The sequence below is a fragment of the Alicyclobacillus fastidiosus genome, assembly GCF_026651875.1.
GTDB classification, from domain to species: Bacteria; Bacillota; Bacilli; order Alicyclobacillales; family Alicyclobacillaceae; genus Alicyclobacillus; species Alicyclobacillus fastidiosus.
This window is the reverse complement of sequence record NZ_CP104067.1, coordinates 4,725,157-4,750,722: the sequence shown is the minus strand read 5'-3', so window position 1 is coordinate 4,750,722 and position 25,566 is coordinate 4,725,157. Positions and strand designations below refer to the sequence as shown.

The window sequence follows — 25,566 nt, the reverse complement described above, 5'->3', positions numbered from 1 at the left end:
GTTGTGGATTGGTACACGAGTACAGGATGTGCTTGAGACTACTCCACTAAAACCAGCTTCCCTAGTGTACAGGGGCCCTGGTTTTGGTGGAGTTTTTTATTTTTCTAGGGGGGTTCTCGATGAGTGATTCTGGCGCGCTGCGCACCCGATTCCCGGTCGAAATCGACGGAGTCCAGTATGAAGGTTCCGACGGTCAGTCGATTTTGGAGACCATGATGGAGAATGGGATCGAACATCCGCACGTTTGCTACCATTCGAATTTGGGGCCTATTCAAACGTGTGACACCTGTATGGTCGAAGTGGGTGGGGAAATCGTGAGAGCGTGCTCCACGATGGTGACACCTGGAATGAAGGTGGAGACCACGACTCGCCTCGCGAGTGCCGCACGGACGGAGGCCATGGACAGAATTCTTGAAAACCACATGCTGTACTGCACCGTCTGCGACAACAACAACGGCAACTGCGTGCTGCACAACACGGCGGAACTGATGAAAATTGAACATCAACGCTACCCGTACCGGCCCAAAGGCTACGAAAAGACATGTCCAATCCGTTTTATCGATATGATCCCGACCAGTGCATACTCTGTGGACGCTGTGTCGAGGCGTGTCAAGACCTTCAGGTGAACGAGACGTTATCCATTGATTGGGAGCGCGAGATGCCGAGAGTGGTTTGGGACGACGACGTCGCCATCGATGAGTCGTCCTGCGTGTCATGCGGCCACTGTGTATCTGTGTGCCCGACCAACGCCTTGATGGAGAAGTCGATGCTCGGAAATGCGGGATACCTGTCAGGGATGCCAGCCGGAGTGCTACAGCCGATGATCGAGCTGATTAAAGATGTGGAGCCTGGGTACGGCGGGATCTTTGCCATCTCCGAAATCGAATCGGCGATGCGTGAGCAAAGAATTCGAAAGACCAAGACCGTATGCACGTTCTGCGGCGTCGGCTGCACGTTCGACGTTTGGACGAAGGGCCGGGAGCTATTAAAGATAGAGCCGACTGAAGACGCTCCGGTAAATGGCATTTCGACATGCGTCAAGGGCAAGTTCGGCTGGGATTTCGTCAATAGCGAAGAGCGCCTGAAAAAACCGCTGATTCGCCGCGGCGATACGTTTTATGAGGCGGGTTGGGACGAGGCATTGACCCTCATCGCAGAGAAGTTTGGCGAGTTGAAACAGACGTACGGACCCGACGCACTAGGCTTCATCTCTTCGTCGAAAGTGACGAATGAGGAGAATTACCTCATGCAAAAACTGGCGCGTGGCGTAATCGGGACGAACAATATCGACAACTGTTCGAGGTACTGTCAATCCCCGGCAACGGATGGGTTGATGCGCACGGTGGGAATTGGCGGCGACGCCGGCACCATAAAGGACATCGCGAAAGCGGGGCTTGTCATCATCGTCGGAGCCAATCCCGCGGAGGCGCATCCGGTTCTGGCGACGCGTGTCAAACGCGCGCACAAGTTGAACGGCCAAAAGCTCATGGTCGTCGACCTTCGCAAGCACGAGATGGCGGAGCGCGCGGATTTATTCGTACGACCGAAACCCGGCACAGACCACGTCTGGCTGTCGGCGGTGACCAAATACATCATCGACCGGCAGTGGCACGACGCGCAGTTCCTCAACGACAAGGTGGTTGGGTTCGCTGGTCGAGTCACTTCGCCCATACACGTTGGAATATGCCGAACAGGAAACGGGCATCTCGAAAGCGCAGTTGATGCAGATGGCGTCGATGATTCATGATGCCGATGGTGTCGCCGTCCTCTGGGCGATGGGTGTCACGCAACAACGCGGGGGCAGTGAGACAAGTGGTGCCATCAGTGACCTATTGCTCGTAACGGGAAACTTCGCCCGCCCTGGTGCTGGTGCATTCCCGCTGCGGGGACACAATAACGTACAAGGTGCATGCGATTTTGGCACACTGCCAAACTGGCTGCCAGGGTACCAGTTGGTCGCCGACGAGACGGCTCGCAGGAATTTTGAACAAGCTTGGGGAGTGACCATTCCTGCTACGCCAGGAATGGATAATCAAATGATGTTAAATGCCATCCTCAAAGGCAATCTCCACGGCATGTACCTCATGGGAGAGGATATGGCGTGGGTCGATACCAACTCGAATCACGTTCATGAAGCCCTGAGTCAACTGGATTTCTTTGTCGTCCAAGACGTGTTCCTGACGAAGACAGCGCAGTTTGCTGACGTCGTCCTACCAGCCAGCCCGAGCTTGGAGAAAGAAGGCACGTTCACGAACACGGAGCGGCGAATTCAGCGGCTTTATCAGGTGCTGGAGCCACTCGGAGAGTCAAAGCCCGACTGGGAGATCATCACCGCTATCGCAAATCGAATGGGCGCAGGCTGGACCTATCGAGATCCGGGCGAAGTGATGGCGGAGGCAGCTGCTCTTTCGCCGATTTTCGCGGGCGTGAGTTATGAACGGCTCGAAGGTTACCAGAGTCTGCTCTGGCCGGTTGCCAGTGACGGTACGGATACGCCTCGCTTGTACATGGAAGGGTTCGCCCACGCCGACGGCAAAGCGCGGCTCGTCCCAGCAAATTGGATCGCTCCCGCCAAGCCCGCAGGGGAATTTGATTTACACCTGAACAACGGGCGGTTGCTGGAACACTTCCACGAAGGAAACATGACGGATAAGTCCTCTGGACTTCGTGAGAAGGTCCCGGATACGTTCGTTGAGGTCTCTGTGGAACTGGCGCAGGAGCGGGGGATTTGCGACGGATCGCTCGTTTTGTTGGAATCTCCCTATGGAAAGGTGAAGGTTCATGTCGTTGTCACGGATCGAGTTCACGGGAAAGAATTGTACCTTCCCATGAATACGACGAGCGAAGCGTCAGCCGTTAACCTACTGACTGGTCCGACGACGGATACACGAACCAACACGCCGGCGTACAAAGAGACATTTGTGCGGATGCAAGTGCTGCGCGAAAAGGGGCGGCGTCCCTTGCGCAAAAATAATCCGCGTTTTGGCAAGCGCAATCCACAACAGGGTGTGGAGGTATGGCGAAAGTGGAATCGACCGGGCTACGTTTCTGTTCAAGACAAAGCCTTGGAGGTGACCGATCATGGCGAAGCCCACGACCAACGTTAATCGGTTGGAGCCGACGAAAGAGGATCAGTTAAAAGACGCCTCACAAGCGATGCAAGAGGCGTTCGCTGCGCACGGAGAGGCGATCAACAGCCTATTGGTTGTCATACAAGACCTGCACGATAGTGGCCTGCTAGACATCCTTCACGCACTGCTGAACTCGAAGGAAAAAGTCGCGTCCATCGCCTTGGAGCAGATCTTGAAGCCGTCCGTGCTGAATACCATAAAGAATGCTATGACGGCGTGTTCGATGGTGAGCAAAATCGACCCGTCTCATGTGAATGCGCTCGGCGAGGCGCTCGTCGTCGGCCTGAAGCGTGGGCAAGACAACTTGGAATCTGGGAAGCGGGTTGGCGTGTTTCAACTGGCCAAAGCGCTGCGCAGCCCGGATGTGAACCGCACGTTTGCATTGATGTTAGGTGTGCTGGAAGGCATGGGGCAAAAGCTTTGAGGCTTTTTGGCGACAAGGGTCATCGTTTTTGTGTCGTGGCGCCTAAGGAATAATAGGGAGGTAGAACATTGGAAAGCCTGGGATGGCTTGTCTTACACGGTATTGGTACTTGCGCGTATGCAGCCAGTGGAGCGTTTGTCGCTCTTCAGGCGAAGTATCGTATGATCGGCGTATTCATACTTGGACTAACCACCTCGTTTGGCGGAGGTGTCATTCGAAACACGGTCATCGGTGTACCGGTGACTAAACTTTGGGACCGGGAAACATTATTGCTCGTCGTGGGCACTCTCGCCATTCTCTATATTTTGTCCACAAAGTGGATCCACCATTGGAAAAAGTGGGGTCTGTTCTTTGACTCCATCGGATTGGCTTCCTTTTCACTTCAGGGGGCCCTCTACGCGCGTCAGTTTGGGGACAACCTGGGCATGACCGTGATGGCGGCTCTATTCACAGGCATCGGGGGAGGGGTCATCCGGGATTTGTTGGCGGGGCGAAAACCGATTGCCCTGCGTGAAGAAATACACGCGATTCTCGCCGTTCTAGTCGGTGTCGCGGTCGCGATTGGCGGACGTGGGTTCCTGGAGCCGATTCCGCTGTTGTCGACCATCTCCATAGTGGTCGCCGTGCGCATGTTCGCGGTGCGGTACAAGGATAAAGTGTGGGATAAGCTGATGCTTCGTCGGTGAGCTTCGATTACTTTCAACGGTTGGCTGCGTCACCGCGGTAAAACGGTATAGAATGAAACGTGAAACAAGGGAGATGGGCGGCGGGTGACCACTCATCAAGGGGGGCGTTATGTGGACGAAAAGGACTATCTGCTCCTTCAGTGTCTATCAGAGGATCAGAACCTCACGCGAGTCGCCGAACGATTGTACATTACGCAGCCAGCGCTGACGTATCGACTGCGAAGAATTGAAAGGGAATTTAATGCACCGGTGATTGCGAGACAGGGAAAGGGAATCGGGCTAACGCCGGAAGGGGAGTATCTGGTCCGTTATGCGAGAAAAATGATTGCGGAATTAAAAAATATAAAAGACGATATCGCCAACATGCAGGGTGGTGTGCACGGAAACATCAGAATCGGGGTGTCCAGCTACTTCGGACTCCACAATCTCCCGTCTATCCTGCAACGGTTCAGTACGCAGTACCCAAAGGCCCATATCAACGTGACGACGGGGTGGAGCGAGGAAATATACGAGTTGCTCATCAACGACGACATTCATGTTGGGGTGGTACGTGGTGACTTCCCGTGGTTTGACGAGAAACATCTGCTAAACGAGGAGCGCATTTGTATCATTTCCCAATCGCCGGTCCATTTGGACGAGCTTCCGAAGTTGCCGCGAATCAGTTATAAACCGCCTATCCTCTCCAACAAATTGGTCAGCTATGCGCACTCCTCTTTGACCCAGGCGATAGACAAGTGGTGGTATGAGCGGTTTCACGAACCCCCCACGATTACCATGCAGGTGGACAGTTTTGAAACGTGCAAAGAGATGGTCAAACACGTGTCTGGATACGCCATTATCCCAAGTGACTTCATTCATGATGACGACGGATTGTATCGAGAGGATTTGGTGCACAGAAACGGGGAGCCAATTCTCCGGTCGACTTGGATGCTTTATCGCGAATCGACGTTGAAATATGCACTGATGGATAAGTTTATCAGTCATATGAGGCGCTGTGAGTGACTAGGTGTGGACATGCGGACGGGTGCATCTCTACCAACTATAAATAGATTTTTGCTCGCGTACAAAAAATGATGAATTGTACTTATATAAACCCTCCATTTAAGATTTGTTTTATAAAAATTCAAACAGGAGGGTGTCAATGTGGTCGTCAATCAGCAACAATTGGCAAAGGCGCGGATACAACAGGCTGTAGATGCTCGGGACGCCGAACTGCGCCAACTCGCGTTGAAAATACACGCTAATCCTGAACTTAGTTTCGCAGAATACCAAGCGGTGGAGTGGTTAGCCGCGCCGTTAGTGGACGCGGGATTTCGGGTGGAGCGAGAAATCGCCGGTCTGCAAACCGCCTTCCGAGCATCTTGGGGCGCGCAGTCAGAGGGACCCGTCGTCGCGGTATTAGCCGAGTACGATGCCCTGCCGGAGATTGGACACGCCTGCGGGCACAATCTGATTGGCACCGCAGCGGTAGGGGCGGCGCTCGCCTTGCACGATGCCTGCCCTGATTTGCCCGGTCAAATTGTCGTCATCGGCACGCCGGCAGAAGAGGATGGTGGTGGTAAAATTGTCATGTGCGAAGCAGGTGTGTTTGACGATATCGACGCCGCTATGCTGTGTCACCCGCGCAACATGACGACCGTCACTCGTGGATCGCTCGCCTGCGTCGATGCGACATTCAAATTCTATGGTCGCCAAGCACACGCCTCGTCAGCCCCCGAAGAAGGAATCAGCGCGCTGGACGCAGTGATTCAGACGTTCGTAACCATCAACGGCCTACGACAGTTCTTCAAAAGCGACGTGCGAATTCACGGAATTATCACGAAAGGCGGATCGGCACCCAACGTCGTCCCTGAGTACTGTGAGGCGAAGTTTATTCTCCGGGCGGCCACAGTGGAAGGGCTCGACGTGGTTCGCCAGAGAGTTTACGAGGCCGTCCGACATTGTTCACAGGCAGTTGGCGCCCGATGCGCAATTGAAGAAGGTCTCATTTATGCGGAACGCAACAACAACAAGGCACTTGGAGAATTGTTTAAGCAAAACCTCATCTCGATGGGCATTGAGGTGGTTGACCCACCGGCTGGGAGCGGCTTGGGCTCTTCCGACATCGGCAACGTCGGGCGCGTCACGGCCACGATTCACCCATACATCCGCATCGGGGACCACTCTAACCACACGCCGGAGTTTCGCGACGCGGCCGCGTCGGAGGATGGCTTAGTCGCCTTAAATCAGGCGTCCAAGGCATTGGCGATGACCGCATACGACTTGTTTGCGAATCCACACGCATTCCAAAAGGTTCGCGATGAGTTTGAACAGTGGCGATCCGTAGGTCACACGAGTAATGATTGATGGCTCCGAGGTCGGCCGGCTCACACAGATCCGATATAAATCGTTAGGGGGGATTTTAATGGTCAATTGGCGAAGACAAGGCTGCGCCTTTGTCACGACCGTCAGCATGGCTGCTTTCTTACTGTCCGGATGCGGTACGGCCACTTCCAATGCATCTGGACAGACTCCAGATACGAAGTCTATCAAAAATCAGCAGAGTGACCCAATCCGAGGTGGAGATCTCCAACTCGATATGAGTCAGGACATTCATTCTATCGATCCAGCCGTTGCCGAAGACGTCCTGTCGGATGAGTTCGTCCAATCCATGTACGATCAACTGGTCACCTACAAAGGAACGACCAACGACATCGTGGGCGATGTCGCTCAAACATGGGACGTTTCGTCCGATGGGAAAACGTACACGTTTCACCTGCGAAAAGGTATTCACTTCTGGAATGGAGACCCGCTTACAGCCGAAAGCTACATCGCTGAATTCGAGCGCATGCTCAACAAGAACATCGCGTCCCCGGGTGAGTCGTTAATCGACCCCATCATTCAAGGCTCCACTGCGTATCACGATGGGAAGTCGACGAAGATCAGTGGAGTGACCGCACCGAACCCGTACACCCTGAAAATCGTCCTAACAAAACCGGAGCCTTTTTTCCTGAATATTCTTTCTATGCACTTTTTTGTCGGGATCGATCCTGCGTGGATTGAACGGGTCGGCGACGCGGCGTTTGGACTGGACAAACCAATGGGCACTGGTGCATTTGAATTGAAGAGCAATACCAACAACGTGGCGGTCCTGACGAGAAACCCACATTACTTCCAGAAGGATGAGCACGGAAACCAGCTTCCCTACTTGAATCAAATTACATTTACGTACAACAACAACACGGAATTAGACGCCATGAGATTTCAACGAGGAGAGACCGCATTTCTGGGGTTCAACACGCGGGGCATCCCCTCATCCGCGTATCATCAGTTCGTTTCGAATCCGAACCTCAAACAGGACATACTCACGTCGTCGGCCGGAACCATCTGGTATATGGGACTCAATGTGCAACAGCAGCCGTTTACGAATGTCAAGGTGCGTCAGGCCGTAGAGTATGCCATTGACAAACCACTGATCGTCAAACTGTTAGAGAATCAGGATACCGTGGCAAATCAACCGACGCCACCAGGTGTATTTGGTCATGTGGACGACCTGCCGAGCGACGTCAATTACGCGTACAATCCGCAAAAGGCGAAGGAATTGTTAAAAGAGTCCGGTGTATCGCTGCCAATTAGGGCGAAGTTTTATAGCAGTAATGATCCGTCGACGTTACAGATCATCAACCAGATTCAGAGTGACCTAAAGGCGGTCGGCATCGACATTTCCCCGGAACCGACCAGTTGGGGTACGTTTCTGACGCTGAACGCGAAGGGAAATCAAGCGTCCTTTTTGATCGACTGGAATCAGACTTACCCGGATGCGTCCGACTTCCTCTACACGCTGCTCAATTCTTCAGAACAGCCGGCAAACAACTCTACGATGTATTCAAATGCACAGGTTGACCACTGGCTCGACGAAGCGCAGACGGATACAAATCAGCAGGATCGGGCGAATTTGTACAAGCAGGTGACGGTACAAGTCATGCATGACGCGACGATTGTCCCGCTGTACTACGGCAAGTACATCTACGCCATCCAGCCGTGGGTACATGGCTACTACATCAACCGAAATTTGGAGGAAGATCCGCTCGCACATATTTGGGTGGACTCGTCCCATCAATAAACCGGACGAAGCGCCAGAAGTCTCTGCGCCTGCTGCTAGTTTCGGCGTTTGAGAAATCCAAAAGATTCGGATATGGTGCTTTGTTATTAAAAAATATTTGATAGACACAATATATGGTGTTATACTCACGCTACAACTTGATCTGTAAACCAGGTGCCCACGATGTGGGTGAAAAGGGAATCCAGTGAAATTCTGGAGCGGTCCTCGCCACGGTAAGGAAGATGCACAAACTGTTGGTGGCTCTTGCCACCAGCCACTCGATGATTCGGGGAAGGCTAGTTTCTGCAAATGAATCCAAGTCCGGAGACCTGCCCGGTTTGTCCTTGCAACACCCCCACGAGGGATTGGGGAGGGCTTTGGAAACGACGGACATTTTAGCTTCATGTCCCATTGGTGTGATTTGAATTTCACCTTGCGCTTCGTGACTTAGGCACTCCGTTCCCTCGAGGGGACGGGGTGCTTTTTATTTGGTAGGAAGATTGGGAGGAATGGCAGTTGACCATACGAGCGGTTGAAGTACCGGATGTTTCCAGTCGTCAAACGATGATGATCCAGAAGCGAGACGGGACGACCGTGGCCTTTGATGCAAAGAAGGTTCAGCAGACCGTCGAACGAGCTTGTGCTGGACTGGCAGGTTGCGAGCCGTGCAGTTTGGAAATGGCTTTAGAAGCGCAGATGAGGGATGGGTTGTCGACGAAGGAAGTGGCGAGGACCATGATTCAACTGGCCGTGGAGAAGACCACCGTCGAGGAACCCAATTGGCAATTCGCTGCTGCGCGGCTGCTTCTGCACGATTGTTACAAGGAATCGGCGCGTAACCGCGGATATTCCTCTCTGGGATATGGGGATTTTTACGGGCTTATCGTCCAACTTGAGGACCTCGGGCGGTATGGGCGGTATGTTCGAGAACATTACACGAAGGCTGAAATCGACGAACTCGCCAAGTACATACGGCCGGAGCGCGACCTGCTCCTTAATTATGTGGGGTTAAAACAGTTGATCGACCGCTACGTGCTAAAGGGCCATCGAGGGGAGCTCTTGGAGCTGCCACAGGAGCTGTTCATGGGGGTTGCGATGCATTTGGCCATGGACGAAGTGGACAAACTGGAGCGCGCAAAGCAGTTCTATGATGTCTTGTCCAAGCTTGAGGCGACCGTTGCGACTCCGACACTCAGCAACGCCCGCAAACCGTTTCATCAACTCAGTTCTTGCTTCATCGACATGCCAGATGACGATCTCATCAGCATCTACGAAACCGACAAAGCGTTTGCACGGGTTTCAAAGTTCGGCGGCGGCATGGGCATTTATGTGGGGAAGGTGAGAGCCAGAGGATCGGCGATTCGCAACCATAAAGGCGCCAGTGGGGGCGTTATCCCGTGGGTGAAAAATTACAACAACACGGCGGTGAGCTGCAACCAACTCGGTGTCCGTAGCGGGGCCGTGGCCATTTACCTGGATGTGTGGCACAAGGACATCCACGATTTCTTGCAGTTGCGCACCAACAACGGCGACGAGCGGATGAAAGCTCATGACATCTTCCCGGGGGTCTGTATCCCGGACGAATTTATGCGGCGACTAGAGCGTCGGGAGATGTGGTATCTGTTTTGCCCGTACGAGGTGGAACAGGTGATGGGATTCCGGCTGGAAGACGCGTGGGGCGAGGAGTTTGAACGGCGGTATCAGGCTTGTATCGACCACAGAGACCTGGATAGGGTGGAAGTTCCTGCGATTGACGTCATGAAGCGGATCATGCAGTCCGCATTTGAAACGGGGACGCCGTTTTTGTTCTTTCGGGACACCGCGAATCGACTGAATCCCAACCAACACGCCGGGATGATTTATTGCAGCAACCTGTGTACCGAGATTATGCAGAATATGAAACCGATGCGTTCGATGGAGGAATCCCTCGAAGACGGCAATGTCGTCGTGCGCTATGAGGCAGGCGACTTTGTCGTATGCAACCTCTCTTCTTTAAACCTGGGTAGAAGTGGCAGTCGTGAATCCCTGGAGCGCATTGTCTGCACACAGGTCCGCGCGATGGACAACGTCATCGATTTGAACTACTACCCCGTCAAGCAAGCGGAGGTAACAAATCGCAAATACCGTGCGATTGGCTTGGGGATCAGCGGCTATCATCAATACCTGGCAGAGCGAGGCATCGTCTGGGAGTCCGAGGAACATCTGAAGCATGTGGATGAACTGTTTGAATGGATCAATTTCTTCGCCATGAAGGCGTCGATGGAACTGGCGAAGGAAAAGGGGCCCTATGCGCTGTTTGAAGGGTCTGATTGGCAAACGGGCGCCTATTTTGACCGCCGTGGTTATCAAAGTCGCGAGGGGGGCCCGGATTGGGATTGGTTGCGAAGCGAAGTTGCGACGCATGGACTGCGGAATGCGTATCTGTTCGCCATCGCGCCGACGAGTAGTACAAGCCTCATCGCGGGCAGCACCGCAGGCATCGATCCGGTGTTCTCCCGTTTCTTTCTCGAAGAGAAAAAGAATGGGGTGGTCCCGCAGACGCCACCGAACCTAAACCCACAGACATTCTGGTTCTACAAAGAGGCGCATGCGATAGACCAACTCTGGAGCATTCGCGCGTGTGCCGTCCGCCAGCGGCATATCGACCAGTCGCAGTCATTTAACTTATACATCACGCCAGACATCCATGTTCGCGATTTTCTAAACCTGTACGTGCAGGCTTGGAAAAGTGGCTTAAAGACCGTCTACTACGTGCGAAATCAATCGGTGGAAGTCGAGGATTGTGTAGCGTGTTCGTCTTGAGTGAGTGAACAGAACTCGGAAACAACTTCTAGTGTGGAGGGAACTATTTATGCAGTTGCAGCGGACAAAACTATTTAACGAAATTGGCGACAGGGACTGGGGAAACCGGCGAATGATTGGCGGGAATACCACCAACCTGCTCGAGTTGAACAACGTGAAGTACGAGTGGGCCTACCGCATGTATCGAGCGATGATGAGCAACTTTTGGATTCCCGAGGAGATCGCGCTCGGGGACGATGCACGTCAATACCCGACGCTCACGGAACATGAACAGCGCAGCTTCAACAAGATTATTTCGTTTCTCATCTTTCTCGACAGCATCCAGACGCATAACCTGCCGAACATCAACGAGTACATCACGGCCCCGGAGGTGAACTTGTGTTTAACCGTACACGCGTTTCAAGAAGCGGTTCACTCTCAGTCCTATGGATATATTCTCGACTCCGTGGTCAGTGCGAAGACGCGCGACACCATTTACAACGAATGGCGCAATGACGAGCATTTGCTGAAGCGGAATCAGTTTATTACGGATAGGTACGAACAGTTCATCCAGGACCCGAGCGACGAAAACCTAGTTCGGACGGTGATGGCAAACTTCATCCTCGAAGGCGTGTATTTTTACTCCGGATTTAGTTTCTTCTTTGCGCTTGGCAGACAGGGCAAGATGCTCGGTACGGTGTCCGAAATCAAGTACATTCAACGGGATGAATTGACACATCTGGCGCTCTTCCGGCACATCTTTGAGGAAATCGCCCGAGAGAATCCGCAGCTTGTGACGCCCGCTTTAATCGACGAACTTCGAGACATGATGCGGCAGGCGGTGGAGCATGAAATCGCATGGGGGCAGTACGTGACGGATGGGCACATTCCAGGTTTAACCGATGAACTGATCACTCAGTACATCAAATACCTGTCCAACGTTCGGCTGAAGTCGTTGAACATGGAACCACTCTACCCTGAGGTCGTCCACCACCCCATGCGATGGGTCGACCAGTTCGCGGCGATGAACTCCATGAAAACTGATTTCTTCGAGCAGAAAGTGACGAACTACACGAAATCTGCCAACCTGAAGTGGGACGAGTTGTGATCGATAGCGTACACTGCGAAGGACATCGCTGTGCAGCGAAAAACGCTTTTACAACCTTGTTCACAATCCGTCAACACGGGTGTGGACATGTGGTGTTTGAGATGGCTATCAACAGGGTTATCCACAGTGAGATGGTGTTATCAACAGGTTAATCCACAATCTTATCCACATTTGAACATATGGGTGCGTATCTACATCATTCCCGAGGGGGGGATTACACCCATTCCCGTAATCGCGACTCGTTCCACGACGAACGCCTCCATTGCCTACTTTGTTACACGAACATGATGCCACGTACTATTATCCTAATACAGATTGTTGTCTATACTGGTATAAATGTCCCCCCTCACACGGATCTGACACAGAAGAGAAAATCAAGAATTTGATTCATAAGTGATCTGACTTAGGCGACGGGAGACGAGCTGTTGACGCCGCGCAATTTCTATCTCGATTGTCGCGGCAGGTTCATCATCGCAAGAAATGCTTGTACGACTTCAGAGGTTTCGTTTCTTCGCCAAGCGATAGCCATCTCCACTTGTGGCGTGACGCCTTCAATCTTGAGATAGACGACGTCATGTGTATGCAAGTTTCTCGTCGAACTTGGCACGATGCTCACGCCGAGTCCTGCAGCGACCAGCCCTACGGCCGTTTGCACTTCCATCACTTCCTGGCGGATGGATGGACTGAACCCAACGGCGAGGCAGGCGGAGAGGAACTCGTCGTGGAGTCCCGGCCAAATGGATCTCGCGATCAAGATCCAGCGCTCTTCGGTCAGCTCGTCCAGTCGTACACTCGACCGCGTGGCGAATCGATGAGATTTAGGCACCACTGCAACGCAATAATGGCGTTCTATGGCCGCCACCGACAGCTCTCCATCGGAAATTGGCGTCCGCAATACGCCCACATCGATATCGCCCCTGCGCAACGCCGCAATTTGGGCAGGCGTCGCCATCTCGTGCAGGGAAATGTCTACATCTGGATATTGCTCCTGGTACGAGCGAATCACATTTGGGAGAATGTCATACGTCGCTGAACCGACGAATCCGAGTATCAGGCGCCCCAGCATCCCCTGTTGGGCGCGACGCGCTGATTGCTTTGCGTGTTCGATTCGGATGAGCACGTCGCGAATTTCCTCCAAAAATACCTTGCCCGCGTTCGTCAGCTCGACGTGTCGGTTTGAACGGTTGAAGAGAACGACCCCGAGTTCTCGCTCAAGTTGTTGAATTTGTTGGCTGAGCGGCGGCTGCGTCATTTGTAAACGCGCGGCGGCGCGACCAAAGTGAAGTTCGTCTGCGACCACTACAAAATACTCGAGATGCCGGAGTTCCAAGGAATGACCCCCCGCGAATATGATTCGTACGACGACTTAATTGTAGGACATTTATATATTATACATATTCATCGGGACATCGTAGACTGGATTTAAAACGATGGTGTAGTGAGGGTGAGTGCTATGCGCTTTCTCAAGTTAGTAGCTCAGATAGCCGGTCTATATGGACTGAGCGAAATCGGGACCCTGATCTCGCGTTGGACGCATATTCCCGTCCCCGGTAGTATTTGGGGGCTTGTATTGTTGTTTGTCCTGTTGAAGTGCCGTGTCATTCAGTTGCGCTTTGTAGAGGCGGGTGGGGATTGGCTCATCCGTGAAATGCTCTTGTTCTTTGTCCCCTCGGCGGCTGGAATCATGACTTACGGGCACCTGCTGTTTCACCAAGGGCTGCAAATTGTCGTCGTCATCGTGGCAAGCACATCCCTCGTGATGTTGTCGACCGGGCTCGTCGCGGAAAATATCACCCGGTGGAGGAAACATAGGGACGAAAAGAGGGATATCACCTCATGTTGAGTTTGCTCGGGATTTTCATGACGGTGGTCTTCTATTATGCCTGCAAAAAGCTCTATCAAAAGGTGCGCCTCGTCGCTTTGACGCCAGTCATCACCTGTCTCGTACTGGTGTTGGCATTTCTATTGGCGACGCACGTCACTTACTCCACGTATATGGGCAGTGCGAAATGGCTCACTGACCTTTTAAACCCTACAACGGTGGCACTCGCCATTCCGCTGTACCGAAATTACCACGTACTCAAAACGCACATTGTCGAGTTCTTGGTCAGTCTACTAAGCGGGGCGAGCGTGGCGATTGGGTCCTCGATCGTCCTCGCGCGGTTGTTGCGATTGGGCCACACCATCTCGACCAGTGTTGCACCCCGGTCGGTTACGACACCGATTGCGATGGACATTTCACAGACCCTCGGCGGAGTGCCGACGCTCACGGCTGTATTCGTGATTATTACAGGGTTGAGTGGGATAGTCGTCGGACCACTGGCGATTCGCTATCTCCGAATTCGGTCGTCCGTCGCACGAGGCGCACTGTTTGGCATGGGGGCACACGGAATCGGGACGTCGAGGGCATTCGAACTGGGCGAGATGGAAGGGACGTGTGCGAGTTTATCGATGGTCCTGGCGGCAGGGCTGACCTTCTTGCTTGCGCCTGTGCTCGTGCCAGTATTGAGCACGATGAAATAAGGCGTGTGTCCGGGTGGACACACGCCTTCCATGACTCAATCCGAATGGTCCCGATATCGCTCACGCGGACGTGCTGTTATAGCGTGTACGGGTCGCTGATATCTGACTCATCATCAAAATCGTACTGCAGTTCGTACGTAGGCTCCATATCGGGTACCACCTCGTTCGAGCTCTCAAGCATCTCCGACGTCTGCACGGACTGGCTGCCAATTGCGATCCAGTGAACGACCCCAGAGTTTAAAAGCATTGGTCCTACCTGCATCATGGAAATCGTGATACTTGTGCAACTTTGTTCTTTCACGACCGCATAGCAGCCAGGGATGTTGGTGTTCGCTACGACCACGAACTGTGCGTGGGGGAACGCCTCATCCAACGCGATGGTGACATCGACTGACTCGTCAGTTGGACCAAATTCAAACGGGGCTATGCCAAACTGTTGGAGTGTGCCTTTATGCTGGCTCGCCGTTCGTACGGGTGCAAAGTCCAACTTGTCACTGGTGATGGCCTCCGAAGCGATCTTCTCCGTGGTGACGGAGAAATCTTGTAACATCTCGGTGGCGATCGCCTCATATGCGATGTGCGTCTCGTCTATCGCGCCGGGGGCAATTTTATCACTGACCACGGCGTGCGTGGCGAGGTGTGCCGCCTCAATGGCCCTTTCCTGAATCTTGTTCGCGTCCACGGATGCGTCGGCAAGTTTTTCGGTCGTGACGGATTGGTCTTGAAGATGGTCTACGCAGACGGAACCAGGCGCTAAGGCGTCTTGTGTGACGCTCTGCGAAGACAAGTGGTACCCTTGCACGGCCCCGAACGATAGTTTTTGCGAGTCGACACAGGCGTCCGCCAGTTTCCCTGCCGTAATGGCCTGGTCCTGCACGAGGTCGGTGGTGATGGCGCCATCGCGGATGTGCGACTCGTCTATGGCGCCGGGGGCAATGTTATCGCCCATGACGGCGTGCGTGGCGAGATGTTTGGCCTCAATGACCCTTTGCTGAATCTTGTTGGCGCTCACGGATGCGTCGGCGATTTTTTCGGTCGTCACAGATTGAGCTTGAAGATGGTCTGGACACACGGAACCAGGTGCTAAGGCGTCTTGTGTCACGCTGTGCGAAGACAAATGGTACCCTTGTACGGCCCCGAACGACAGTTTTCGCGAGTCGACACAGGCGTCCGCCAGTTTATTTGTCGTGATGGTGCCCTCTTGCAGCATCCGGGCGGCGACCGCGCCGTCGCTGATGTGCGTCTCGTCAATCGCACCGGGGGAAATTTTATCGCCCATGACGGCGTGCGTGGCGAGGTGTGCCGCCGCAATGGTCCTTTCCTGAATCTTGTTGGCGCTCACGGATGCGTCGGCGATTTTTTCGGTCGTCACAGATTGATCTTGAAGATGGTCAGCACAGACGGAACCAGGTGCTAAGGCGTCTTGTGTCACGCTGTGTGAAGACAAGTGGTACCCTTGCACGGCCCCTGTGGATAGTTTTTGCGAGTCGACACAGCCATCGGCCAGCTTACTTGTCGTAATGGCCCGGTCTTGCACTAGGCCGGTGGTGACAGCGTCATCGCGGATGTGCGACTCGTCTATCGCCCCAGGGGCAATTTTATCGCCGACCACTGCGTGCGTGGCGAGGTGTTTGGCCTCAATGGCCCTTTGCTGAATCTTGTTTGCGTCCACGGATGCGTCGGTGATTTTTTCGGTCGTCACAGATTGATCTTGAAGATGGTCAGCACAGACGGAATCAGGCGCTAATGCGTCTTGTGTCACGCTGCGTAAAGACAAGTGGGCTGCTTGCACGGCCCCAGTGGATAGTTTTTGTGAGTCGACACAGGCGTCCGCCAGTTTACTTGTCGTAATGGCCTGGTCCTGCACCATCTCGGTGGCGACGGCCCCACCGCCGATGTGCGTTTTGTCTATCGCGCCGGGCGCAATTTTATTGCTGACCACGGCGTGTGTGGCGAGGTGCGCCGCTTGGACGGCGGCCGCCTGTAGTTTGGTTGCGTCCACAGCTGCATCCGCGAGTTTTTCGGTGGTGACGGACTGCGTTTGCAGTTTGTTTGTGTGGATAGACTTGTCGGCGATTTGGTCGCTTCCGATGGATTGAGGTTCGATGTGCTCCGTTGTGACAGACCCAGGTCGCAACGCTTCACGAGTGACGCTATGCTTTTGGAGATGGTAGTCCGACACGCTATTTGGCATCAATTTTTCCGAACCCACGCTCAAATCCGCCAGTTTGCGACCTGTGACCGTGAAGTCGATCAACTTATCCGTCGAGACGGACTCGGTGGCTAACTTCGACGTGGTGATGGCGTGATCGACGACGTGGTGCGTGCTGATTGCCCCATCGGCGACGTGGTGAATTTGCACGGCTTGTTCTTTAATGTGGCGGGCACCTACAGCCTTATCGCTCAACGTACTTTCGGTGACCGCTCCGTTCGCGAGCTTCTCGCTCGTCACCGCCTTGTCGCTAAGCAACGGCGTAGTGATTTCGTTCTCCTGAATGTGTGCCGCCCGAATCGCGCCATGCGCAATGTGACTAGACTTCACTGCGTCTTGGTCAATCTTGTTCGAAGTCACACTGTTGTCGGCGATTTTTTCTGTCGTCACGGAAAAATCGAACATCTTATCTGTCGTGACCGAACTTGGCGCTAACTTGGAGGCGATCACGGCACTGTCTGCCAAGTGATGGGAGCGTATTGCCCCGATTGTCACGTGCTGTTCCTGTACGGATTGCTCCTGAAGCTGCTGTGACCCTACTGCGCCCTCCGCCAATTTGCTCTCGGTGATGACGCGGTTCTTCAGTTTTTCGTCGGTCACGCAGCCATCTGCCAATTTGCTCGCGTCGATGATAGAGTTGGCCAGATGGTTCGCATGAATGGCGCCGCCCTCGATTTTGGCGGCGGTGACCGCCTGGTCTTGGATGATGTCAGAGGTGACGGACTGCTTATGCATGTGTTTTGTCTGAATAGAGCCTTCGGCGATTTTCATCGCATCGATGGTCTTGTCAGCGAGATGATCTGAGGTCAAACTGTGAAGAGCGACCTTTTTCCCATCAATGGACCGCTCCTGAAGTTTCTCTCCGGAGATGGCGTTGTTCGCGATATGGTCGTTGTCGATGGCGGCTTGCGCGATTTTTTTCGCTGTGACACTGTTATCGCCGAGTTTGGAAGAGTCGACTGCGTAATCCGTCAACAGTTCCGTTGCGATGGTGCCCGGCTTGATTTTTGTAGCGTCTATCGCGCGGTTTGCGATCTTCTCTGTGGTGACCACCTGGTTACTCAAATCGTCCGTATAAATCACGAACTTCTTCTGGTCGTTCCTACGAGCTTGTAAGCCAGGCTTTTGGGGAGTGTTTGGAATGGGATCTACGGCATGTGCAGGTTCATTTGCATGTGTATTTGCATTCTGCGGTTCATCCGCCACATCCTCTTCTTCGGGCTCCCATATATCCTCAGGCTCTTCTTCGATGATCACCCAGTTTTGCGATGACACCGAGGCGTCCTTTTTCCTTTTATTCAGTTTTCGTCTTGGTCGTTGCACTTCGCACCCCGTCCTCCACATAGGTATTCGGCTATACCATCAATGGTATTCATCAAGCCACAATAGGAGATAGGCGAATGCCCATCCTTGGCAAAATGCAAGAATATGAAGACGTCAAAGCATTGACGGGCTCAATTGTGGATTTTCGTTGAAAAGTTTCAGCGATTGCCCATATACTTTCAGAAAGTGAAGAGGTCTCAGGGAAGATGGGGTTCTATGAGTGACAATGTGACGGCGTACGCGATTGAGCGTGTTTTAAACAATAACGTGCTGATTTTACAGGCGAAAAATGGGGACGAGCAAATCGTCATCGGCAGAGGTATCGGGTTCGGCGCGCGACGGGGCAGTGTATTCGGCCTCGGCGATCCACGAATTGAAAAGCGATTTTCTCTAGTCCACGCTGAGAACCAGCAGCATTTTGAACAACTGTTTTCCGTAGTTCCCAATGAAGTGGTGGGAATTGCGGAGGAGATTATTGCACTGGCGACGCGTGAACTCGGGGTTGAACTGCACGAGCACATCCACGTGGCCCTCGCCGATCACATCGGGTTTGCGCTGACCCGGCTGCAGGGCGGCATCAATATTGAGAACCCGTTTCTCGAAGAGATTAAGATGCTCTATCCACAGGCGTGGTCGGTAGCAAAAACGGGAGCTGCGTGGATTGAGGACCGTTTTCATATTGCGATTCCGGAAGAGGAAGTGGGGTTCCTCACCCTTCACTTGCATTCAGCCAGCCACGCGCACGGCATTGGCGAGACAGTGCGCGTGACCGATGCCGTCACGCTAGCTGTGCACGAGTTGGAGCGCATCCTTGGAAAACCATTGCCTCGAACACAGCTGAATTACGCTCGCATGGTCATTCATTTGCGGTTTGCAATTCAGCGCGTGTTGAGGGATGAGCCGATTCAGAATCCGCTTGCCGACGTGATTATGGACAGATTGCCAGAGAGTTTTGAAGTGGCGAAGCGAGTGGCACAGGTGATTGAATCGAGGTTAAAAATTGCCTTTCCCACCGACGAAATTGCCTATTTGACGCTGCATGTCGAACGCTTGTCCGACTAACTGAGGCCACGGGTCATCCCTTATGTAACACGGAGGGCGCTTGCACATTGGCCCCCATTCGTGATATAAATAAATTAGCGTGTTACTGCAGATATTCGAGGCAGGCATGAGCTACTATGGCTCATGCCTGCCTTTTTTGTGACTCTCAGTAACCGTTTACAAAATTCGCAAGGGAGGATTTCCATGCAAACCAAACTAGGGCTTGGGAAAGTCGTTGGGTTGATGGCGGTCGTGTTCGCCATTGGAGCGATTCTGTATTGGCTAGGCGGACCCACCATGGCCCACGTAGCCTTCATTCAGGCTGTCGGCTATGCCATTCTTTCGAACTACGCAATCATTCTCGCTGTTGGGATCTCTATTGGAATGGCCAAGGAAAATCAAGGAGCCGCAGCATTGGCCGCGTTTTTGGGATTTGAGGTCATCGTTCAGGGCGCAAATTCCATCTCATCCTCGATCGATATTGGGGATAAAGGGTCCATCGTCGTGGTCGCGGGTCTTATCGCCGGCGTTCTCGCAGGCTATATGTACAATCGCTACCACAAGACGAAGTTGCCAGCCGTGCTCGCGTTTTTCGGAGGACGCCGCTTCGTTCCCATCGTCACTGCGGGCGCGTGTCTCTTAATTGCGTTTGTATTGGGCCACATCTGGCATTGATCAACGGAATCTAATCGACAAAGGAGGATTAATCCATGCTCGGTCAGTTACAGAAAATCGGCAAGGCTTTGATGTTGCCTATCGCTGTCCTTCCAGCGGCCGGCCTCTTGCTTCGTCTTGGGCAACCAGACACCTTAAATATCCCGTTTATGGCCGCAGCCGGCAGTGCGGTATTTAATTTCTTGCCGATTTTGTTCGCCATCGGCGTCGCCGTCGGTTTTGCGAAAAACAACCACGGATTTGCGGGTCTCGCGGGATTTGTTTCCTATGAAATCCTCACGGATGGCGCAACAGCCATCAACAGCACCATCAATCTCGACGCCCTCGGCGGCATTCTCGCGGGCATTATCACAGGCGTGATTTTTAATGCCGTGACAAAGCGCAAGGAAGCCAAATGGGCGCAGTTTATGGGGGGAACCAAGGGACTGGCGGTCGTGCTCATCACCCTGGTATCCATCCTCCTGGCGCTCGTCTTCGGCTACGTTTGGCCGTTTGTACAGGAGGGCATCAACCACCTCGGCAGTTGGATTGGCGCCCTTGGCGCGGTAGGCGCAGGTATTTACGGTCTTTTGAACCGGTTGCTCATCCCGTTTGGCCTACACCACGTCATCAACTCGTACATTTGGTTCGTATACGGTTCCTGGCATGGTAAGACAGGTGATATGACGCGCTTCTTCGCAGGAGATCCGTCCGCTGGCGGATTCATGGCCGGCATGTTCCCGATTATGATGTTTGGTCTGCCATCGGCAGCACTCGCGATGGTGGCAGCCGCGAAACCAGAACGGCGACGCGTTGTCTTTGGCATCATGGGCGCCGCGGCCTTGACGTCATTCTTGACGGGCGTCACCGAGCCGATCGAGTTTTCGTTTATGTTCTTAGCGCCAGCTCTCTACGTCGTTCACGCGATTCTCACAGGGCTTAGCATGGCGATTTGCTATGCGCTGGGCATCCGCGACGGGTTTAACTTCTCCGCGGGCCTCATCGACTACGTGCTGAATCGAAACCACGCGACGCACGGATATTGGCTGATCCCGATCGGCATTGCATTTGGTATCGTGTACTTTGTGGTCTTTTACTTCAGCATTAAAATTTTTGACATCAAGACGCCGGGTCGCGAGGATGGCGACGGCAGCGGCACCATTCCGGGTGCAGGGTTCATCTTTGACGAGATGCAAGTGGCGGCGGACACCCCAGCGGACGTGCCGGCGGCTGCATCACCGACTCTGGCGGAAACTGACCTCAGCACCATGGCCGGAAAGGCAAAAGCGTACTTGGACGCGCTCGGCGGTTCGGAAAATGTTGTGGAAGTGGAAGCCTGCACAACCCGCCTGCGCCTCAATGTGAAGGACATGGCGAAATTGAACGAACCCGTGCTCAAACAGCTCGGTTCGAGTGGCGTCATGAAACTCAATCAGCACAACGCACAAGTCGTGGTCGGTACGATAGCCGATATGTTAGTCGAAGAGATGAAGCAGTTCATGTAAAGAAGCGTTCGGTTGAGCACACCCTTCGAGGAGGAAGAATTATGCAGGAACAATCGGTCACCATTTCCAATGCCAGTGGACTTCATGCGCGTCCCGCTTCATTGTTTGTTAACAAGGCGGCGATGTTTGAGAGTAAAATCACCCTTGAGAAGGATGGCAAAGCGGTAGACGCAAAGAGTATTCTTGGGATCATGTCGATGGCCGTCACGAGCGGATCTGTCGTCACCATTCGGGCAGAGGGGCCTGATGAAGCGGCTGCGGTGTCCGAATTGGCCGCGTTGATCGACCAATTGGACGACTAATTCGGGATGTGAAGACCTCACCGCTGCCTTCGAGGCGAACGCCCTCGAAGGCAGCCGGTTAAATTAGACAAACTAGATTCCGCTAGAGAGGGATACATCATGTTTAAAAACTTGTTCAAACGAGCATCAGACGCGAGCGACGAAGCGAAGGTCGTGACGATTTACGCGCCAGTCGACGGAGACATCGTACCTATAGACGCTGTCGAGGACCCTGTGTTCGCACAGCGAATGGTCGGCGACGGGCTGGCGATCCGCCCGACCTCGGATACGATTGTAGCACCGGTAGCGGGAACCTTGACCCAACTATTTCCGACTGGCCATGCGGCTGGCATCACGACGCCCGAGGGGCTTGAGGTGCTGATCCACATCGGGATCGACACGGTGGAACTAAAGGGTGAGGGTTTCACAAAACTCCTCGAGCAGGGAAGTCAGGTGGAGGTCGGTACGCCGATCGTGAAACTCGATCTCGCCAGGCTCAAAGACACCGCCAAATCGCTGGTGACGCCGGTCATCGTCACCAACATGCAAAAAGTTGAATGCCTCACGACGGCGAGTGAGGCCCGCGTACAAGCTTCAAACAGTTGGGTTCTAAAAGTCGTTTTGAAGACGAGTAGGTGAGAATTGTGACACAGACGAGTTCGGCGTTTGCCATTTACAACGCGCGGTTGGTCCTCGAGGGGGCCGTAGTGGAAAATGGTTGGCTGAGTGTGGAAAATGGCGTCATTCGCGACCTGGGAGAGGGAAACCTGCCCGAGGCGCTCATACGCGACTCCTTCACCTCGATAGACGCCGGAGGCCAGTGGATCTTTCCGGGTTTTATCGATCTTCACATCCACGGTGGCGACGGATACGAAGTCATGGATGGGACCGTCAAGGCCATAGACGCCGTCGGTCGCTTCCACGCGACCCGTGGTACGACGGGCTGGCTTCCGACCACGCTGACGGCGCCGATAGACGCACTCGAGCGGGCGCTTAGCGCCTCTCACGAGGCGTCCTTGCGGCAGGAGGGCGGTGCACAAATCCTGGGCGTACATTTGGAGGGGCCGTTTATCTCGCCGGACAAATGTGGCGCCCAAAATCCGGAGTATGTAATCCCGCCATCCATAGAGCTCTTGGAACGCCTGACTGGCATTGCCAACGGCCTTGTGAAAAAGGTGACGATTGCACCGGAGCGCGACGGGGCGCTCGAGGCCATTCGTTGGATGAGCAGTCGAGGTATCATCCCGTCCATCGGTCACACGGATGGAACGCTCGCACAGACACTGGCGGGCGTTCGTGCAGGGGCGCGTCATGCGACACATCTGTTCAACGCCATGCGCGGGTTGCACCACCGCGAGGGCGGTACGGTCGGCGCAGCTCTTCTGTCAGATGATGTAATCTGCGAGTTGATCGCGGACGGGCACCACGTCGACGTCGACGTCATGAAGTTGGTCTACGACGTGAAAGGGCGCGAGAAGTTGGTGCTGATCACGGACGCGATGACGGCCGCAGGCAAGCCGGACGGTGAGTACAAACTCGGGGAGCTCGACGTCATTGTGGAAGACGGCGTAGCTGTGTTAAAAGAGGGCCACAATCTCGCCGGGAGCACACTGACGATGGATGCGGCCGTGCGCAACATGGTTCGTCTTGTCGGCGTCAATCCGTGGGATGCTGCGCACATGGCGGCGTTGGTGCCAGCGCGGGAGCTCGGGCTCCAAGATAGGAAGGGCTCGGTTGCGGTCGGAAAGGATGCAGATCTCGTCATGATGGACGAATCCCTTCAAGTGGTCGCGACGTGGGTCGCAGGCCGGCAAGTGTTTCAGCGTTAACGGCGGAAGCAGGGGGATATGGAAACAGGCCCGGTGGATTACACACCGGGCCTGTTTCGTCGCGTGCTCTCCGGATTGCGCCTAGGCCAGAGCGCGTTCTAATCGGCCAACATCACACGGCATCCGCGTCGTTTCAATAAGTCCACATAGTCACTTGGAGCTTGTTTGTCCGTGATCAGCCACGACACTTCATTCAACTTGGCCACAGGAGACATCGCAACTCTCCCCAATTTGCTGTGGTCTGTCACAATCACGCTGTGGATGGCGGACTTGAGCATGGTGATATTCGTTCGACTCTCGAGGAGGTTTGGCGTGGTAAAACCAGCGGATACCTCGACGCCGTCGACGCTGACAAACGCATAATCTGCGTTCATTTGCGCGATGGCTTCGTCGGCCAGATGACCGACTGCGGCGTAGGATCCACTTCTCACGATGCCGCCAATGGTCACTAGCGTGATATTCTCCCGACCGGCCAACTCGGCGGCGATGTTGATGGCTGAGGTGATGACCGTGATGGAGCGCCTTTCCACCAATTCCCGTGCGACCAGTGTCGTCGTCGTACCAGGGCTCAACATCACGACTTGCCCATCTTCGACAAGGCCCGCGGCCGCCTTTGCAATCTGCTTCTTTTCATCTATATAGAGTTCCATTTTTTCTTTGAATAGCAGCTCCAACGGTCGGTCTTGGTTGGACACGGCGCCGCCGCGAACGCGTCGGATCACGTACTCACTTTCGAGAATGTCGAGATCTCGACGCAAAGTGACTTCACTGACCCCGAACCGCGTCTTTAACTCCTCAATCCGCACCTCACCGCGCTCTTGAATATAGCTCACAATTTTTCTTCGCCGTTCCGATGCCAGCACAGATTCACCACCATTTCACTCATGACTCGACTGTATTGTACCATTCAAGGCGTATACAGTCGAAGAAATGAACGATTACCATTTCGTTTGTTGTTCAATTCCTTTCGTTTTGCTTTGTCATGTGGTTAAATAGTAGTGTATTCCTGAACGAAGAAACACTCTCTCTTTTCGAAAGGTGATTGGAAATGAATATTCGAGTCTTTCCAGACCAATATGGGGCCGCCATCTACGCGGCTGCAACGATTGAAACGACTGTGAAAACATCGACTTCTCCCGTTCTCGGGTTGGCCACCGGTGGCACGATGACGCCGGTATATCGACAGCTTGTGGAGTTTCATCGACGTGGACTCAATTTTTCACACGTCACCACCATTAACTTGGACGAGTACGTGGGGTTGAAGCCGAGTCATCCAAACAGTTATCACGCATTTATGCAGGAGAACTTGTTCGATCACATCGACGTCAACCCAGATAGGATCTATCTTCCATCCGGGGATAACCCGGATTTGGAAGGTGTGTGTGCCGCGTATGACGATGTGATTCGCTCCAATCCAATCGACTTACAACTTTTGGGTATTGGCGTGAACGGACACATCGGTTTTAACGAACCGGCGAACTCGTTGAAGTCCAACACGCACATCGTCCAGTTGACCGAAGACACCATTCGCGAAAACGCACGATTTTTTGAAGATGAACAAAGTGTTCCGACCAGAGCTATCACAGTGGGACTCCAGTCCATTTTGTTGGCCAAGCACATCCTGCTCCTGGCGTTCGGGGAGAAAAAAGCACAGGCAATTCGAGATACCATCAAGGGGGATATCAGCACGACGGTGCCGTCCAGCTTTCTCCAGGTCCACCCGAATGTCACCATTGTCCTCGATGAGGCCGCGGCCCAGCTTCTTTAAATCGGCGTTTTCGCCAATTTGAAAAGTCACGGCCCAAAACACTCACTGATGGTTAACCGCCCGAACAGGGGATCCGATAAGTCAGCTCAATGACCTATCGGATCCCCCTTTTTTCATGTTGAGGGAGCTCGTACGATTTGGCCTCTTGACCGACTCCGATAGCCGTCTCCGAACTGTGAGACCTTGCACAGAATACTGCATCTTAGGACAACCATCAGT

Annotated in this window: 19 protein-coding genes, 1 pseudogene and 1 riboswitch; of the genes and pseudogenes, 17 read left to right on the top strand and 3 right to left on the bottom strand. The window is 53.7% G+C overall.

Annotated elements, in window-relative coordinates; genetic code table 11:
- Window positions 1-119: 119 nt before the first annotated feature.
- The 8 genes and pseudogenes from fdhF to NZD89_RS23245 all read left to right on the top strand — a co-directional run bounded on the left by fdhF (window position 120) and on the right by NZD89_RS23245 (window position 12,211).
- Window positions 120-3,107 (top strand): annotated as a pseudogene (gene fdhF, locus NZD89_RS23280) (formate dehydrogenase subunit alpha).
- A complete protein-coding gene (locus NZD89_RS23275) occupies window positions 3,082-3,555 on the top strand; it encodes a helical membrane plugin domain-containing protein (RefSeq protein WP_268005065.1) in 474 nt (157 codons plus the stop codon). Before fdhF ends, NZD89_RS23275 begins: the two are co-directional and overlap by 26 nt.
- Before the next feature lie 68 nt (window positions 3,556-3,623).
- Window positions 3,624-4,241, top strand: a complete 618-nt coding sequence (locus tag NZD89_RS23270) for a trimeric intracellular cation channel family protein (protein WP_268005063.1) — start codon at window positions 3,624-3,626, stop codon at window positions 4,239-4,241.
- A 111-nt stretch (window positions 4,242-4,352) separates the two neighbouring features.
- Window positions 4,353-5,243: a LysR family transcriptional regulator gene (locus NZD89_RS23265; RefSeq protein ID WP_268005061.1), complete on the top strand. Its 891-nt coding sequence runs from the start codon at window positions 4,353-4,355 to the stop codon at window positions 5,241-5,243.
- 141 nt (window positions 5,244-5,384) lie between these two features.
- Window positions 5,385-6,587, top strand: coding sequence for a M20 family metallopeptidase (locus tag NZD89_RS23260; RefSeq protein ID WP_268005059.1), 1,203 nt, complete (start codon window positions 5,385-5,387; stop codon window positions 6,585-6,587).
- A 58-nt stretch (window positions 6,588-6,645) separates the two neighbouring features.
- A complete protein-coding gene (locus tag NZD89_RS23255; protein WP_268005057.1) occupies window positions 6,646-8,343 on the top strand; it encodes an ABC transporter substrate-binding protein in 1,698 nt (565 codons plus the stop codon).
- 134 nt (window positions 8,344-8,477) lie between these two features.
- Window positions 8,478-8,673: riboswitch (cobalamin riboswitch) on the top strand.
- Between the two features lie 213 nt (window positions 8,674-8,886).
- Entirely contained in the window at window positions 8,887-11,124 is a 2,238-nt protein-coding gene (locus tag NZD89_RS23250; protein ID WP_268008591.1) for a ribonucleoside-diphosphate reductase subunit alpha, read from the top strand.
- A 49-nt stretch (window positions 11,125-11,173) separates the two neighbouring features.
- Window positions 11,174-12,211, top strand: coding sequence for a ribonucleotide-diphosphate reductase subunit beta (locus tag NZD89_RS23245; RefSeq protein ID WP_268005055.1), 1,038 nt, complete (start codon window positions 11,174-11,176; stop codon window positions 12,209-12,211).
- Window positions 12,212-12,653: 442 nt separating this feature from the next.
- Here the strand turns inward: NZD89_RS23245 and NZD89_RS23240 are convergent, their stop codons facing one another.
- Complete coding sequence (locus NZD89_RS23240) at window positions 12,654-13,541, bottom strand: LysR family transcriptional regulator (RefSeq protein ID WP_268005053.1); 888 nt, start codon at window positions 13,539-13,541, stop codon at window positions 12,654-12,656.
- A 123-nt stretch (window positions 13,542-13,664) separates the two neighbouring features.
- Between NZD89_RS23240 and NZD89_RS23235 the strand changes: the two genes are divergently transcribed.
- Window positions 13,665-14,054, top strand: a complete 390-nt coding sequence (locus NZD89_RS23235) for a CidA/LrgA family protein (RefSeq protein ID WP_268008590.1) — start codon at window positions 13,665-13,667, stop codon at window positions 14,052-14,054.
- Complete coding sequence (locus tag NZD89_RS23230) at window positions 14,048-14,734, top strand: LrgB family protein (protein WP_268005051.1); 687 nt, start codon at window positions 14,048-14,050, stop codon at window positions 14,732-14,734. The genes NZD89_RS23235 and NZD89_RS23230 overlap by 7 nt, the downstream gene beginning before the upstream one ends.
- Before the next feature lie 76 nt (window positions 14,735-14,810).
- Here NZD89_RS23230 and NZD89_RS23225 read toward each other — a convergent pair whose 3' ends face one another.
- Window positions 14,811-18,269, bottom strand: coding sequence for a WIAG-tail domain (locus NZD89_RS23225; protein WP_268005050.1), 3,459 nt, complete (start codon window positions 18,267-18,269; stop codon window positions 14,811-14,813).
- A 216-nt stretch (window positions 18,270-18,485) separates the two neighbouring features.
- Here NZD89_RS23225 and NZD89_RS23220 point away from each other — a divergent pair, with 216 nt between their 5' ends.
- From NZD89_RS23220 to nagA, 6 genes are all read left to right on the top strand, one after another.
- Window positions 18,486-19,331, top strand: a complete 846-nt coding sequence (locus NZD89_RS23220) for a BglG family transcription antiterminator (RefSeq protein ID WP_268005049.1) — start codon at window positions 18,486-18,488, stop codon at window positions 19,329-19,331.
- Window positions 19,332-19,514: 183 nt separating this feature from the next.
- Window positions 19,515-19,985, top strand: a complete 471-nt coding sequence (locus NZD89_RS23215; protein ID WP_268005048.1) for a PTS transporter subunit EIIC — start codon at window positions 19,515-19,517, stop codon at window positions 19,983-19,985.
- A 35-nt stretch (window positions 19,986-20,020) separates the two neighbouring features.
- Complete coding sequence (locus NZD89_RS23210; RefSeq protein ID WP_268005047.1) at window positions 20,021-21,469, top strand: PTS transporter subunit EIIC; 1,449 nt, start codon at window positions 20,021-20,023, stop codon at window positions 21,467-21,469.
- A 41-nt stretch (window positions 21,470-21,510) separates the two neighbouring features.
- Entirely contained in the window at window positions 21,511-21,771 is a 261-nt protein-coding gene (locus tag NZD89_RS23205; RefSeq protein WP_268005046.1) for an HPr family phosphocarrier protein, read from the top strand.
- A gap of 99 nt (window positions 21,772-21,870) precedes the next feature.
- Complete coding sequence (locus tag NZD89_RS23200) at window positions 21,871-22,389, top strand: PTS sugar transporter subunit IIA (RefSeq protein WP_268005045.1); 519 nt, start codon at window positions 21,871-21,873, stop codon at window positions 22,387-22,389.
- Window positions 22,386-23,579 (top strand): N-acetylglucosamine-6-phosphate deacetylase, encoded by a 1,194-nt coding sequence (gene nagA, locus NZD89_RS23195; protein WP_268005044.1) that lies wholly within the window; start codon window positions 22,386-22,388, stop codon window positions 23,577-23,579. Before NZD89_RS23200 ends, nagA begins: the two co-directional genes overlap by 4 nt.
- Window positions 23,580-23,677: 98 nt before the next feature.
- Here nagA and NZD89_RS23190 read toward each other — a convergent pair whose 3' ends face one another.
- Window positions 23,678-24,442, bottom strand: coding sequence for a DeoR/GlpR family DNA-binding transcription regulator (locus tag NZD89_RS23190; protein ID WP_268005043.1), 765 nt, complete (start codon window positions 24,440-24,442; stop codon window positions 23,678-23,680).
- A gap of 185 nt (window positions 24,443-24,627) precedes the next feature.
- Between NZD89_RS23190 and nagB the strand changes: the two genes are divergently transcribed.
- Window positions 24,628-25,347, top strand: a complete 720-nt coding sequence (gene nagB / locus NZD89_RS23185; RefSeq protein ID WP_268005042.1) for a glucosamine-6-phosphate deaminase — start codon at window positions 24,628-24,630, stop codon at window positions 25,345-25,347.
- Window positions 25,348-25,566 lie beyond the last annotated feature (219 nt).

Bases quoted from the DNA above. Each gene is read 5' to 3' on its own strand.
- NZD89_RS23275 (WP_268005065.1), top strand. From the start codon at position 3,082: ATGGCGAAGCCCACGACCAACGTTAATCGGTTGGAGCCGACGAAAGAG.
- NZD89_RS23255 (WP_268005057.1), top strand. From the start codon at position 6,646: ATGGTCAATTGGCGAAGACAAGGCTGCGCCTTTGTCACGACCGTCAGC.
- NZD89_RS23250 (WP_268008591.1), top strand. From the start codon at position 8,887: ATGATGATCCAGAAGCGAGACGGGACGACCGTGGCCTTTGATGCAAAG.
- NZD89_RS23245 (WP_268005055.1), top strand. From the start codon at position 11,174: ATGCAGTTGCAGCGGACAAAACTATTTAACGAAATTGGCGACAGGGAC.
- NZD89_RS23235 (WP_268008590.1), top strand. From the start codon at position 13,665: ATGCGCTTTCTCAAGTTAGTAGCTCAGATAGCCGGTCTATATGGACTG.
- NZD89_RS23230 (WP_268005051.1), top strand. From the start codon at position 14,048: ATGTTGAGTTTGCTCGGGATTTTCATGACGGTGGTCTTCTATTATGCC.
- NZD89_RS23220 (WP_268005049.1), top strand. From the start codon at position 18,486: ATGAGTGACAATGTGACGGCGTACGCGATTGAGCGTGTTTTAAACAAT.
- NZD89_RS23215 (WP_268005048.1), top strand. From the start codon at position 19,515: ATGCAAACCAAACTAGGGCTTGGGAAAGTCGTTGGGTTGATGGCGGTC.
- NZD89_RS23210 (WP_268005047.1), top strand. From the start codon at position 20,021: ATGCTCGGTCAGTTACAGAAAATCGGCAAGGCTTTGATGTTGCCTATC.
- NZD89_RS23205 (WP_268005046.1), top strand. From the start codon at position 21,511: ATGCAGGAACAATCGGTCACCATTTCCAATGCCAGTGGACTTCATGCG.
- NZD89_RS23200 (WP_268005045.1), top strand. From the start codon at position 21,871: ATGTTTAAAAACTTGTTCAAACGAGCATCAGACGCGAGCGACGAAGCG.
- nagB (WP_268005042.1), top strand. From the start codon at position 24,628: ATGAATATTCGAGTCTTTCCAGACCAATATGGGGCCGCCATCTACGCG.